15 protein-coding genes are annotated in these 13,571 nt (G+C 45.9%); 1 reads left to right on the top strand and 14 read right to left on the bottom strand.

The genetic code is table 11. The annotated features are described in order from the left end of the window. Window positions 1–22 precede the first annotated feature (22 nt). The 10 genes from LG211_RS08675 to LG211_RS08630 form a co-directional block, all read right to left on the bottom strand. Complete coding sequence (locus LG211_RS08675) at window positions 23–1,201, bottom strand: nucleotidyltransferase (RefSeq protein WP_148395260.1); 1,179 nt, start codon at window positions 1,199–1,201, stop codon at window positions 23–25. Window positions 1,202–1,208: 7 nt separating this feature from the next. Then, window positions 1,209–1,874 (bottom strand): hypothetical protein, encoded by a 666-nt coding sequence (locus LG211_RS08670; protein ID WP_269477351.1) that lies wholly within the window; start codon window positions 1,872–1,874, stop codon window positions 1,209–1,211. A 555-nt stretch (window positions 1,875–2,429) separates the two neighbouring features. Next, window positions 2,430–3,005: a hypothetical protein gene (locus tag LG211_RS08665; protein ID WP_148395262.1), complete on the bottom strand. Its 576-nt coding sequence runs from the start codon at window positions 3,003–3,005 to the stop codon at window positions 2,430–2,432. A 12-nt stretch (window positions 3,006–3,017) separates the two neighbouring features. Continuing rightward, window positions 3,018–3,503 carry a pantetheine-phosphate adenylyltransferase gene (gene coaD / locus LG211_RS08660; protein ID WP_227755133.1) on the bottom strand — a complete coding sequence of 162 codons (486 nt, stop codon included), beginning with the start codon at window positions 3,501–3,503 and terminating at the stop codon, window positions 3,018–3,020. A gap of 54 nt (window positions 3,504–3,557) precedes the next feature. Further along, complete coding sequence (rsmD, locus tag LG211_RS08655) at window positions 3,558–4,100, bottom strand: 16S rRNA (guanine(966)-N(2))-methyltransferase RsmD (RefSeq protein WP_148395264.1); 543 nt, start codon at window positions 4,098–4,100, stop codon at window positions 3,558–3,560. 82 nt (window positions 4,101–4,182) lie between these two features. After that, on the bottom strand, window positions 4,183–4,959 hold the full coding sequence (locus tag LG211_RS08650; RefSeq protein WP_269477350.1) for a hypothetical protein: 777 nt from the start codon (window positions 4,957–4,959) through the stop codon (window positions 4,183–4,185). Window positions 4,960–5,135: 176 nt separating this feature from the next. Continuing rightward, window positions 5,136–5,336 carry an alpha/beta-type small acid-soluble spore protein gene (locus LG211_RS08645; RefSeq protein ID WP_148395266.1) on the bottom strand — a complete coding sequence of 67 codons (201 nt, stop codon included), beginning with the start codon at window positions 5,334–5,336 and terminating at the stop codon, window positions 5,136–5,138. 195 nt (window positions 5,337–5,531) lie between these two features. Then, a complete protein-coding gene (locus LG211_RS08640) occupies window positions 5,532–5,732 on the bottom strand; it encodes an alpha/beta-type small acid-soluble spore protein (protein WP_148395267.1) in 201 nt (66 codons plus the stop codon). A gap of 90 nt (window positions 5,733–5,822) precedes the next feature. Next, window positions 5,823–7,865, bottom strand: a complete 2,043-nt coding sequence (recG, locus tag LG211_RS08635) for an ATP-dependent DNA helicase RecG (protein WP_148395268.1) — start codon at window positions 7,863–7,865, stop codon at window positions 5,823–5,825. After that, window positions 7,866–8,252: an Asp23/Gls24 family envelope stress response protein gene (locus tag LG211_RS08630; RefSeq protein ID WP_227755130.1), complete on the bottom strand. Its 387-nt coding sequence runs from the start codon at window positions 8,250–8,252 to the stop codon at window positions 7,866–7,868. 94 nt (window positions 8,253–8,346) lie between these two features. Between LG211_RS08630 and LG211_RS08625 the strand changes: the two genes are divergently transcribed. Beyond that, on the top strand, window positions 8,347–8,541 hold the full coding sequence (locus LG211_RS08625; protein WP_148395270.1) for a hypothetical protein: 195 nt from the start codon (window positions 8,347–8,349) through the stop codon (window positions 8,539–8,541). Between the two features lie 121 nt (window positions 8,542–8,662). On the opposite strand, the gene rpmB is transcribed toward LG211_RS08625, so the two are convergent. From rpmB to LG211_RS08605, 4 genes are all read right to left on the bottom strand, one after another. Beyond that, window positions 8,663–8,854, bottom strand: coding sequence for a 50S ribosomal protein L28 (rpmB, locus tag LG211_RS08620; RefSeq protein ID WP_148395271.1), 192 nt, complete (start codon window positions 8,852–8,854; stop codon window positions 8,663–8,665). A gap of 115 nt (window positions 8,855–8,969) precedes the next feature. Beyond that, complete coding sequence (locus tag LG211_RS08615; RefSeq protein ID WP_148395272.1) at window positions 8,970–10,313, bottom strand: butyryl-CoA:acetate CoA-transferase; 1,344 nt, start codon at window positions 10,311–10,313, stop codon at window positions 8,970–8,972. 164 nt (window positions 10,314–10,477) lie between these two features. Continuing rightward, window positions 10,478–11,002, bottom strand: coding sequence for an anaerobic ribonucleoside-triphosphate reductase activating protein (gene nrdG / locus LG211_RS08610; protein ID WP_269477349.1), 525 nt, complete (start codon window positions 11,000–11,002; stop codon window positions 10,478–10,480). Beyond that, window positions 10,999–13,347: an anaerobic ribonucleoside triphosphate reductase gene (locus LG211_RS08605; RefSeq protein ID WP_227755129.1), complete on the bottom strand. Its 2,349-nt coding sequence runs from the start codon at window positions 13,345–13,347 to the stop codon at window positions 10,999–11,001. The genes nrdG and LG211_RS08605 overlap by 4 nt, the downstream gene beginning before the upstream one ends. Between the last annotated feature and the right edge of the window lie 224 nt (window positions 13,348–13,571).

The following is a 13,571-nucleotide window of genomic DNA, read 5'->3' as shown; positions in this document are numbered from 1 at the left end:
ATAATCCCATTGTCTGGGATTTTCAAGCAAATTGTATGCTATTTGAACTTTCTATATACGGATGTCGCACATAGTCGCAGTTTTTATATAAATTGGCTCCTGTCAAGAGATTGTATATGTCGGAAGCCAGGATATCTTTCTCTAAAAGATCTGGCAGAGGCTGGATTTTGTTCAGGTTGGTGATCAATGGAATTTGGGCCGTCTTTTTCAGTTGCCGCAGCAGTTTTGTTCCTCCGGGTCCCGCTGCCAAAACTCTGGCGTAAAATTGTTCCTCAAAGTAAGTAAGCCCCATCAGGTTCTGACAGAGTATTCTGCTGATCCTGGTTTTAGGATAACGTTTGGATCCGATTTGCCCGATCAAGCTTTCCAAATCCTCTGCTCTGCGGATTTGCCCTTTGATCCGGTTTTCCAGGCCTTCTCCTACCGAAAAAATTCGCGATAATTCTTCACAGGACCGGTTGAGTACTGCTGAGCGGACCAGGTCAAAATAGCCCTTCACGGGCGGCGCTTTCCGCAATGCCTGGAAGGTTTCCTTTGGAACGCAGAGCTCAATCTGTTCCTGGGACAGGTGGCTGCGAATGGCTGTAGCGCTTGCAATATCACCTTTTAGCTCGGTATCAAAATAGCCGCTCCCCTTTCGGTTTACCATAATACATTTTATGGAGCTATTACATAATTTTAACTGTTTTAAGTATTCCAGCGCCAAAATATTATTGGGCGTCAGGGTGAGCTGTGCCAGCCGCGTGCCCATGGTTTCCGCCACGGCAGCCTCCCTTGAGCGGGCATAGGAATGTCCTTCATCCAGATTTTGTTTCATCAATGCGCGGAACCTGTCCGATTCTTTTGCTAAACAGGAAGCCGCTTGTTCCAATTGGGCAAGACTCCCCTTTTCTGCGCCAAAGCCTAAATGGGTTACGCAGCCCAGCCCCGATAGAATGCCGATACCGCCTCTGGCAAAATATTCGGCGCTGTTCACCCCATAGGCAAATGGCAGCTCCAATACTAAATCTGCACCGCAGTTTATTGCGATCCTGCTTCTTGTCCACTTGTCCATAATCGCAGGCTCGCCCCTCTGAGTAAAATTTCCGCTCATTACTACAACCACAAAATCGGCCTCAGACATTTGCCTGCATTGCTGCAAGTGGTAAAGATGGCCGTTGTGGAAAGGATTGTATTCTGCTATAATTCCTAACACATTCATGTATGTATCATAACATACACCCGCAGAGAAGCAAAGCAATTATTCCTGCTAAAACCGCATGTGTCAGCTTGGTAAGTATAAAATAAGGCATACTAACTCCAGCTCCGGAAAGCATGCTCATGGATTGACCAATAATGGAAAGGCCTCCCCAGGAAAGCACCACAGTGCAGAGAACACCTTTAAGGCCCATGGATAAATTGATGCATTCCGACAGAGCGCCGCACCCCACTGTCATTTCAAAAAATCCTTTTGCCAGCGCTTTCAGCGGCGGATATCCGATCCAGCTGAATAGTCCGCCCATGTGCATCAAATCAGTCAGGAACATGAATAAGACGATATATGCCAGAATAATCGCCAGGGACTTGAAGGCAGACAGAATTGCATCTGTAAAAAGCTCCAGCAGTCCCTGCTGCCTTCTTCTCACCGGGGTCGCACTGGCCCGTTCTTTGTTACTGCGAAAAAAGAACGAATAAATTATACCGTTTAAAACAGCTCCCAGGTAATGGGAAACAGCAATAAGCACACCTGCCGCTGTTGAGCCCAGCATGCCAATGCCCACTGCACCGACCATAAACGTGGGTCCTGAAGTGCTGCAAAAACTGATCAGCCGTTTTGCTTCGGTCTTTGAAATTGTATTGTCCTTGCGCATATCTCCTATAATTTTAGCTCCCATCGGGTATCCTGAAAGGACGCTCATAGCAAAAGGAAAGAGACTGGGGCGGATGACTTTCACTGCTCCCATGTAATTTAAAAAATTCGCGCAAATAAAAAATGGAAGCAGCGCAGGAAGCACACTCTGAACCCATAAGTAGATTCCTTTCTGTGCGGAATAGATGGCTATAGAAGGAAATATAACCATAAAGGCACAGCAAATCGCCGCCATAAGTCCAGCAATCATATAGTTTCGTTTTCGGCTCATAAAAATATTCATGGTTAAAGGTATTCTTCCAGCATCAAATATATGTCCGCTTTCTTGCAAGATGCGGCGGACTGGGAATCCGACTTGGGAAGAAAGTTGGCAGCGAAACCCCTAGATGAGAGGCTCCGGGAAAAAGCAAAAATATTTTTTGAATTTTATACCTTTTTCAGCGGTTGAGTACAGGGCCACCCAGCAAAAACGAAAAATCCGCCATGACTCACATCTGCTGCGATGCGCATCATGGCGGGCATGTTTCCCATTCTAAGTAATTGGATTTTAATTGCAGCCGGGTGCCGCTCCTTTTTGAGATTATTCGCCGTCTCGTTCTTCCTGGCGAGGCTCTGCTTCCTGCATGGTATCATCTTCGTTCATCTGGGTGCGGTAAGCCATTTCCTTAATCTCTTCCCGGTTATTGGACAGGGTCGAGTTGATATCGTTGAACGTCTTTTCAATAGTGCCGAACATATCGCCGAAATAAAGGGCATTGAGCTGCTCCATCTTTTCTTGGAAATTGAAGAGGATGCTGTCTACATAATCGTAGGTACTCATTTTGAGCTGTTTTGCGGTTTCTTCCGTTACCCGCATCAATTCATCAGCCCGCAATTTGGCCTTAACTGTGATATCATCGTTTTCTACCAAGGCTTCCGCCTGTCTTTTGGCATCGGCAATCACCGCTTCATATTCGTTCTTTGCTTCAGCAATGATCCGTTCCCGCTCATTTTTAATCCACTGCGCTTGCTGAATCTCCTCTGGCAGTTCATGCCGAATCTCCCTTACGATTTCTAAAAGCTCCTGCGCATCAACCATGATCTTACCCGTCAGCGGAAATCCTGAGGCAGTATCGACAATTTCTTCGATTTCTTCTAGCAGTTCTAATACCTTCATTCTTATCCTCCCCTAAACCTTATTTTTTTTATCCATATATTGCAAAATTATTTCCGGGATCAGACCCTTTACGCACCCGCCCAGAGAATGCACCTCTTTGATCATGCTGGAACTGAGGAACGAATAACTGGGGCTGGTCATCAGGAAAATTGTTTCTACACTGCCTTCATACAATCGGGCATTCATCTGCGCCATCTGTATCTCATATTCAAAATCCGTCGTAGCACGCAGCCCTCTTACTACTACGTCAAACTTGTTTTCATTGACATAATCCGCCAGAAGGCCGGAGAAATGATCTACCTCCACATTGGGAAGGTCCGCAGTTACTTTACGTATCATTTCCTGCCGTTCTTCCAGAGTGAACAGCGAGTTTTTCGAAGGATTGACGATCACTCCAATCACCAGTTTATCATAAAGCTTGGATGCTCTTGTTATAATATCTAGATGCCCGTTGGTGAGCGGATCAAAAGAGCCGGTATAAAGGGCCTTGTTTTTCATCTATGTATCCTCCGTTGTCATATATTGTATTGTATCACAAAGACGCCGCTGATATCAACCATAGATTGATATTACAACGGTTCCGTACTTTCTTTCCTTAATTTTTGAAAAATTTGCCATATGTTCCGGCAGAACTTCTTCTTTTCTGTGCTCCGCTACAAGCACGCCGTCCTCTGCCAATAGCCCCAGTTCGCCGATCAGTTCAAAGCATTCGGGCAGCAGACCTTTTCCGTACGGCGGATCCAGCAGGATCACGTCGCAGGGGGTATTGATTCTGCTCAGGACCTTGCGAAAATCCCCCGCCAAAACGGTGGATCGGTCTTCCGCTCTGCAATAAGCGATGTTTTCACGCAAAAGCTTGAGGCTGTCCCTGGAACTGTCGCCGAACCAGCAATGCTCCGCGCCCCTGCTCAAAGCTTCCAGTCCCAGATTTCCAGTACCTGCGAAAAGGTCGCAGACCTTGCTTCCATAGATCCCCACATGGCTGTCCAAAATGCTGAAAATCGCTTCCTTCACCTTATCAGTGGTCGGTCTTATTTTATTATCCAAGGGCGAAGTGAGCCTTCTCCCCTTATAGTCTCCTGCTATGATTCTCATGTTTACACCTCACGAAGAAGTATTTTACCATATAACCGTTCATGTGGCTAGACCAAACCATGCAGAAAGACGGAAAAACCCGTTAATCCGTATCGGTTTTCAGCTCATGGGCGTCTCCGTTTTTGCGAAAAATCAAATAGAGACTGATGAGAATGGACGGAGAACAGAAAATCCAGGTCAATAATCCGAAACCAAGCATAACAAAGGAATCTGTGACTACCTCATCTAAACCGTATATTGGAACCATTATAACCATCAGCGATATCTCTCCCGCCAGATAAGCAGCCGCAGCGACTTTTATTCCTGCGCTTCTTTTTTTGCGAATGCTTTTTCCCATGATAATTGCCGCAGTGGCAAACAGTACAATTGCAGGAAGATAATACCATCCCATCGACGATTCACCATACAGCACATCACTTTGGGCTTCCACTACATCTCGAATCAGATTAACAACCCAAAAGAACAGCATCACCACATACAACAGCACGGCCGCCGCAGGAACCAAACCGCTCCTCTCATCGCGCTCCTGCAGGAATGCCATCAAACATAGGACCGCGCAGCAGACAGGCGCCGCATATCCATCCAGGAAAACCGTTTCGATCACAAACAAGGCCGCCGCAGGCAGGAGCAAATTCCGCCGTTTGGTTCGAAAACAAATCACCAGTAAAACAAAAATAACTGCAGCCAATGCAAATCCCCCCAGATCAGCCATGTAAAGCTCATCCTCAAAGGAATCATCTCTGATGTATTCCAAAAATGCCGGGACCGCATAACTGCCCCAGTTCAGGACGCTGGCTGCCGTAACCACTAACAGAATGACAAAAAATACATTTTTTTCTTTGCTCGCTTTAATACTCATCATGTTCCTCCTTTTTTACATCCAATACACATTAAAGACAGTATAGCCGCCTTTTGGCAAAATTTCAAGAACATGCGGAATATTCCCACAATCGAAAAATATCCACCGAAATTGCTTTCAGTGGATATCTCTCATCTTCCGATGTCAACGCCTTGCGTCAACTCGCCTGTTTTCGGTTATTTTCCGGCTAACTGCTGTTCAGCCATTTCGACTAATCTCTTAGTCATGTAACCACCGACATAACCGTTCTGTCTTGCAGTCAGGTTGCCCTTGTCGATCTGGTCATAGTTGGACAGACCGAGTTCGTTTGCAATTTCTGTCTTCAGTCTGTTCAATCCAGGTTTTGCGTCTGAATAAATTTTTTCCTGTAATGACATGTTTCTCACCTCCTGTACGCTATTAATTTAACCCGCTCGCCAGATAGTATGTCATGTAATAATTAGATCGTTTCTCTTGATTTTCCAACGTTTCCAGCTTTTTTTAAACGAAAAATATCCACCGGAACTGCTTCCAGTGGATATCTCTCATTACCTGATTATGACCTTCAATGAGGTCCGCTCAACCGTTTTCGGTTATTTTCCAGCTAACTGCTGTTCAGCCATTTCAACTAACTTCTTAGTCATGTAGCCGCCAACGTAACCGTTCTGTCTTGCAGTCAGGTTGCCTTTATCAGTCTGTTCGTAGTTGGACAGACCAAGTTCGCTTGCAACTTCAGTTTTTAAGCTGTTTAATCCAGGTTTTGCGTTTTCATAGATTTTTTCCTGTAATGCCATGTTATCTCACCTCCTGTACGCTATTAATTTAACCCAGGAGCCAGATAGTATGTCATGTAATAATTAGATTTAATTCCTACTTTTGGTATCCTACAATTTCAGCGAAAAATCATCGCCGAACAAGTTTATAATACGCTTTTTCAATCCAACATATTTTTCACTTAAAAGATATGGATCTTCATCTATAATGAGATCCGCTTCTTTTTTTACCTCAATTAAAATTTTTGCATGCTTTGCTAAATCGGCGATCAAAAGATCAGGTACGCCGTGTTGACGTGTCCCGAAAATTTCACCCGGTCCTCGCAGCGCTAAATCCTGCTCCGCAATGTAAAATCCGTCTTGGGAGTCTACCATGATCTGAGCCCGCTGCTTGGCCACCTCTGATGATTCCTTTGTAATGAGCATGCAGTAAGATTGATGGCTTCCCCGTCCGACTCTTCCCCGCAGTTGGTGAAGCTGGGCCAATCCGAACCGCTCTGCATTCTCAATCACCATCATCGTCGCGTTGGGAACATTGATCCCCACTTCAATGACAACAGTGGATACCAACAGCTGAATTTTGTTTTCATAAAATTGGGTCATAATCAAATCTTTTTGCTGCTGCTTCATAGCGCCGTGCAAAAGGGCCACTTCCTGTCCGGGAAATCGCTCTTTCAGTTCCTGGTACAGTTCCTCCGCGGACTTCACATCCAGGACCTCCGATTCGTCGATGAGAGGCGCCACTACATAGGCCTGACGGCCCTTTTCCAGCTCTTTTTCCACAAAGTCATAGCAGGTATGCCTCCTGGTCTCATCCACCGCTCTGGTAATAATCCGCTGCCTTCCCGGCGGCAGTTCGTCGATGGCGGAAACATCCAGATCGCCGTAGAGAATTACAGCAAGTGTTCTTGGTATTGGTGTAGCTGTCATAACCAGCACATGAGGATTGTTTCCTTTTTCACTGAGAGCATTCCGCTGCTTGACGCCAAAGCGATGCTGCTCATCCGTAATCACAAGACCCAGGTTTTTAAAACTAACATCCGGCTGGATAATGGCATGGGTTCCCACCAGAATTTCAATCTCTCCGGTCGAAAGCGCCTCCAGAACTTCTCTCTTTTCCCGAGCCGTCATACTGCCGGTTAGCATACCTACTTTGATCCCATGGGCCGCAAAGTTTTTCGACAATCCGGCAAAATGCTGTTTTGCCAGAAGTTCCGTAGGTGCCATCATTGCTCCCTGAAAACCGCTTCTGACCGCTTTATAAAGGGCAATTTCAGCGACGACGGTCTTTCCGGAACCGACATCACCTTGAACCAAACGGTTCATGATCATTCCCGATTCCAAGTCTTTTAGGATCTCTCCTACAACACTCTTTTGCGCTTCAGTCAGATCATAGGCTAAGGAATGAATATACGGCTTTACATCCGCATCTTTGGAAAAGATCAGGCCTTTTTGACCGCGGGTGCTTTTTTGCCTGGATGCCAAAAGCCCGGTCTGCAGCGCTAACAGTTCATCAAAGATCAGTCGATATTTTCCCTGCAGAAGCGGCTGGCGTTCTTTGGGAAAATGGACGTTGGCCACGGCGTATCGTAAATCACATAACCGATTTCGCCGGACCAAATCTTCAGGTAAATATTCTTCAATACCATCGACAGACTCAAGGGCCATCCGCTGCCAGGTCCGCATTTCCTTCTGACTAATGCCGGCTGTCAGCGGATAGACCGGCAGGATTCCCTGCATCTGGGCCTTTTCACTGACAGAAAAATCAGGATGAATCATTTGCATTTTTCCATAATTTACAGATGGCTTACCAAAAAAATCAAACTGTTTGCCGACTTTAAATGTATCCGCCAGATAGCGGGCATTAAAAAACAGGACCTCCATCTGACCGCTGTCATCACTGACCAACAGCCGCAGAATCTGCTTTCTTCCCTTTCGAAACGGGTCCTTGACAACCAACTTCACCGTTGCCCTGATAAATGCAGGCTTGTCTTGTTTCAAATCTTTAATCACACAAAAAGAACGCCGATCCTCGTAATCTCGTGGAAAAAAGGCCAGTAAGTCTCCAATGGTACGGATTTTCAGTTTTTCCAATGCCTGTGCTTTTTTCGGCCCGATCCCTTTCAGGGCCGTTACCTCTTGGAACAGCTCCATCTATCTGGTCACCTCAATGTGTCTCCTGGCGATATTCTTAGAAATCATGCCGGTCACAACAACGGCCACGCTGTTAGGCTCAATGCCGATGGTTTCTTTGGTCTTTTCGTGAATATCATCTACCAGTTGATTGGCTACCTGTGTGATGCTGGTGCCAAAGCGGAGAACTACGAAAATTCTCAAATCGAGGCCGTTTTCTCCATAATTGATTTCCATATTGTTGATGTCGTCCATGCCGCCGATCCAGGACACAATTCCCGGCACTTTTCCCTTATGGTTGGAAATGATCACCTTGCCATCGAACCGCTTAACGGCTTCGATCACAATTTTTCCGATTGCGCTTTTTGAGACTGTGATCGATCCCAAATCCGTTTCTACTGTAAACAAAATTCTTCCTCCTAATAGTTTAATCTATTTTAGCATATTTAAACCGTTTTGCACAACAGATGGATTTCCTGCATAAACTAAATAAGGTGATGCTATGAATCGGAATAAATGCAAAAAAAATAAACGCAGAAAACCACCGGCCTGCCGGCAGGATATTCGGGATCTGGGTTTTATACTGCTGGTATTTGGCGTTGTTACGATCTGTGCTTTCTTTTTACCCATCAAAGCATGGATCCTGCTTTTAGGCGTTCTGCTTTTGATCTGCGGGATACGGCTGTACTGTAAATAACGGCAATGCCGCATGGGATGCTGTCAGAGTTTTAGGCGCTGGGCGTTCCGTCCGTCTTGGTTGACAAGCATATGAAAAAAAGAAGCTGTTAACCACTTGGTTTACAGCTTCCAATTTTTCATTAAATGGCACGGTTTACTTTGTTTGACCGGATACATCTGGTACAAACATTGGCTCTTCTAACTCTTCCGTCTTCTTCAATTCTAATGTTCTGGATGTTAGCGTTCCATTTTCTTCTTGTGTGTCTGTTTGAGTGGGACACGTTGTTTCCGGAAACCTGACCCTTACCGCAAATTTCACATTTTCTTGACATCTACCGCACCTCCTTTAAGTATCTTAAGCTTTCGCATGATTACAAATTAATTCGAGAGGACTCGAACAAATGACATTATACCACAAGGGAACTTCTGGTACAAGGATTTTTTCCTTTATTTTTTATTGGATTTGCGCCATATTCCCATTTTTTCCGCTTCGCTAATTAAATCTTCTCTGAAATCAGGATGGGCGACGCTGATAATTTTTTCCGCTCTCTGCCAAGTGCTGGCGCCTTTTAAATTAACCTTTCCGAATTCAGTGACCAAAAAATGGGTATTGGCTCGGGTATCCGTGACAATCGATCCTGGGGCCAGAGTGGGACGAATTCTGGATTGCAGCTGTCCATCTTTCCCTTTAAATGCCGCCGAACAGCAGATGAAGCTTTTTCCACCCTGGGAAAGATATGCGCCCAGAACAAAATCCAGCTGGCCACCTGCACCGCTGATATGTTTGATTCCCGCCGATTCTGCGTTGATCTGACCGAAAAGGTCCACATCCACTGCGTTATTAATGGACATAAAGCGATCAATCTGGGAAATGGTCCGTACATCATTGGTATAGTCCACCGGTGCACTCATACATTGGGGATTGTTGTCAATGTAGTCGTACAGCTTCTTTGTCCCTGCAGCAAATGCATAGACTTGACGAAAACGATCGATACTCTTGCAGGAACCGTTAATTTTTCCTGCGGCAGCGATATCTACGAACGCATCCACATACATCTCCGTATGTACACCCAAATTTTTCAGATCGGAATCTGCAATGAGGGAACCAACTGCATTGGGCATGCCGCCGATTCCCAGCTGTAGACATGCTCCATCCGGTATTTCTTCCACAATCAGTTTGGCTACGGTCTGGTCAACTTCCGTAGCCGGACCGCCGCCGCCCAGTTCACTCACCGGCGAATTTTCTCCTTCTACGATCATATCTACCTGTGAAATGTGAATAGCTTCTTCCTTGCCGCCCAAACAGCGGGGCAGATTTTCATTAACTTCAACGATAATAATTTTCGCCTGTTCACACATTGCCATCATATGAGAAGCACTGGGACCAAAATTGAAATATCCGTGCGCGTCCATAGGAGCCACTTGGAACATCGCCACTTGAACAGACCCTGTGTTTTCTCTGTAATAACGGGGCAGCTCTGAATAACGAATGGGTGCATAAAAGGTCGCCCCTTCTTTCATCATCTTGCGTTCAACCCCGGACATATGCCAGGAGTTCCAGATAAAATGTTCTGATGTGTCCGGCACTTGCATGATGGCCGGTTTTTTAAAGAGAATTCCGCCTCTCACCTTAACATCGGTTAACTCTTTATACCGCTGCGCTAATGCCCGATCCAATAAATCCGCTGTACCAGTACACCACCCATAATCAATCCAATCTCCTGACTTGACGCATTTAACCGCTTCTTGAGCAGTCGTGAGTTTTTCCTTATACTGATTTTTAAAATCCATTAAGGCACCTCCTATTTGTCTGATTTTTAACAATTTTCCGTTATTATACTCTACTTTGCGATCTGTGTCGAGAAGATTTTCTGCACAAGCATGTCCAAGAATATGCCCTTCCAGTTTAAAAAGACACAATTTAGTCAAAAAACCCGCGTTAAGCGGGCTTTGTTTCAGTTGTATTGCTCGGCAAGGACAACCTTTCCTTCCTTTCTAGTGGCATTCATATCGATCAGGCGCTGATTGCGGCTGCCGCGAAACGGAAGTGTTAAATCTTTTTCAGCCTTAATATAAGGACCGTCTATCAAAAGATCCGTGTCATCAAGAAGCAGGGCTATGGATTCCTTTTCCTCAGCGATTTTCATGAGATGTTCGTAGGTGTATCCGGTAAAGGTAACAATATCTAACCCTCGTTCTTTAACGCCTTTTGCCAGGCTGTGAAAGCCTTCCGGCTGACAGAACGGTTCGCCGCCGGTAAAAGTGACACCGGCCAGCAGCGGATTTTTCTCGATCTCTTCCAAGAGCCGTTCAACGGCCACGTCCTTTCCGCCGTTAAAATCGTGGGTAGCTTGATTGTGGCATTCCGGGCAATTGTGGGGACAGCCCTGGCAGAACACCGCAAATCGGAATCCGGGCCCGTCCACGATGGATTCACGGACGATCCCCGCCAATCTTATGGTATTTACTCCTTTGCTCATAAGGCCTCATAACCTTCTTCCATATCGTGCTTTACACGATCCTGTTCTTCAGCTGCCTTGGCATTATTAAAGCGGTCCACGGTTCCCACTAGATATCCGGTGATTCTGCGAATCCGTTCAAATCCCTGGTCGCCGTCTTCTTCTGTACGATGACAGTGGGGACATTCGTTATCGATGATACCAGTATAGCCGCATACCGGATCCCGATCCACCGGGTGATTGATCGATCCATAACCAACACCGCTTTCCTTCATACACCTTACGATGCGCTCAAAGGCATCCAGATTTTTACAAGGATCGCCGTCCAGTTCTACGTAAGTAATATGTCCAGCATTGGTCAGCGCATGATACGGCGCCTCCAGCTTAATCTTGTCAAAAGCAGAAATATTGTAATACACCGGAATATGGAACGAGTTGGTATAATATTCTCTGTCCGTAACTCCTTCAATCTCTCCGAATCGTTCACGGTCTATCCGTACAAATCTTCCGGAAAGGCCCTCGGCCGGTGTGGCAATTAGTGTGTAATTGAAGCCGGTCGCTTTAGTGGCTTCATCCATACGCTTTCTCATAAATCCCACAATTTCAAGTCCCAGGCTCTGAGCCTCTCTGCTCTCGCCGTGATGCTTGCCGATCAGCGCCTTGAGGCATTCGGCAAGGCCGATAAATCCGACGGTCAGAGTCCCATGCTTCAACACTTCGGCAACGGAATCATTGGGCCCAAGCTTGTCCGAATCCAGCCAAATTCCCTGTCCCATGAGGAAGGGATAGTTTTTTGCTTTTTTTGATGCTTGTATTTTGTACCGCTCCATCAGCTGGTCGGCGCAGAGCGCTAGTTTGCGGTCCAGCTCTTCAAAGAAAAAGTCGATGTCTCCATGGGCTTTGATGGCAATGCGCGGCAGATTAATGGAAGTAAAGCTGAGATTTCCCCTTCCGCCAACCACTTCTCTGTCCGGGTCGTAATGGTTGGCCATAACTCTAGTCCTGCATCCCATGTAGGCCACCTCCGTATTATGATCGCCTTCTTTATAATACTGGAGATTATAGGGCGCATCGATGAAGGAAAAGTTGGGGAACAGTCTCTTAGCCGAAACCCGGCAGGCCAGCTTGAAGAGATCATAGTTGGGGTCCTCGGGATTATAATTAATCCCTTCTTTAATTTTAAAAATATGGATCGGGAAGATAGCCGTCTCGCCATTACCCAAGCCGGCTTCCGTAGCCAGCATGATATTTTCGGTCACCATTCTCCCTTCCGGTGAAGTGTCGGTACCGTAATTAATAGAAGAGAACGGAATCTGAGCGCCGGCGCGGGAATGCATGGTGTTCAGATTATGTACAAAAGCTTCCATGGCCTGATAAGTTGCTCTTCGAATCTCCTTATTTGCATATTTAATCGCCCGGTCCTGCAGCGCGTCGATCTCTTTTTCCTCACAGAACGCTTTTAACAATTCCCGTTCTTTTTCCCGGTAGCCGTTGTCATCGGCCAGAATGGGATAAATCCCATATTTTTCCTCAATTTCTCTTCCGATGGCCGCCGCCTTGTCGGCCCCGTCCTCCACATCAAAGAGAATGTCGATCATTTTCCCGAGGTTTTTCCAATACAGCTTGCGGTATGTCTTTTTCACGCCGTTGGCCATTCCAAAATCAAAATAGGGAATACTTTGACCTCCGTGCTGGTCGTTCTGGTTGGATTGAATGGCAATGCAGGCCAGCGCCGCATAGCTCTGAATATCGTTGGGTTCCCGCAGAAAACCGTGCCCGGTAGAAAAACCGCCTTTGAACAACTTTTCAATATCAATCTGGCAGCAGGTTGTGGTCAAGGTTAAAAAGTCCAGGTCATGGATATGAATGTCCCCTTCCCGGTGCGCTTTTGCATGCTGGGGCTTGAGAACGAACATTTCGTAAAACTGTTTTGAGCCTTCAGAACCATATTTGAGCATGGTTCCCATGGCCGTATCGCCGTCGATATTGGCGTTCTCACGCTTGATATCGTTATCTGCAGCTTCTTTAAAGGTCAGATCTTCATAAATCTTCATCAGGCGGGTATTCATATCCCGTACTCTGGTCCGTTCCGCCCGGTAAAGGATAAATTCCTTTGCAGTTCGGGCATGTCCGTTTTCAATCAAAACTTTTTCAACTGCATCCTGAATCTGCTCTACTGTAGGGGTGTCGTTGTGGCGAATTTCCGCCAGATATAATTCTACCTGACGAGCCAGGTACATGGCCGTATCTTTGTCCTTTCCCCCCAGAGCTGTTGCTGCTTTATAGATCGCTTCGGCGATTTTATTCACGTCAAAATCCATAGTTCTTCCGTCACGTTTTACAATCTGTTTAATCGATGGTTCCATGCCAATACTCCTTCATATTACCTCTAAAATCTACTGAAACTCGTATATTTCAACGCTTTCTGTGCCATACTATATCTTGTGGTCAACTCGAAGCGTCCTTTAAAAATTATACATGGTTTAGATATTAAGTCAATATGATTATGATGTTTGTTCGTGTATTTTTTTCGACAGAATTCGCAGAAGCGCAAAAAAAGAAACCTCCCGGGATTAGGAGGTCTCTTGGT

The organism is Hominibacterium faecale (genome assembly GCF_020734085.1).
GTDB lineage: Bacteria > Bacillota > Clostridia > Peptostreptococcales > Anaerovoracaceae > Hominibacterium > Hominibacterium faecale.
This window is presented reverse-complemented; position numbering and strand designations above follow the sequence as displayed.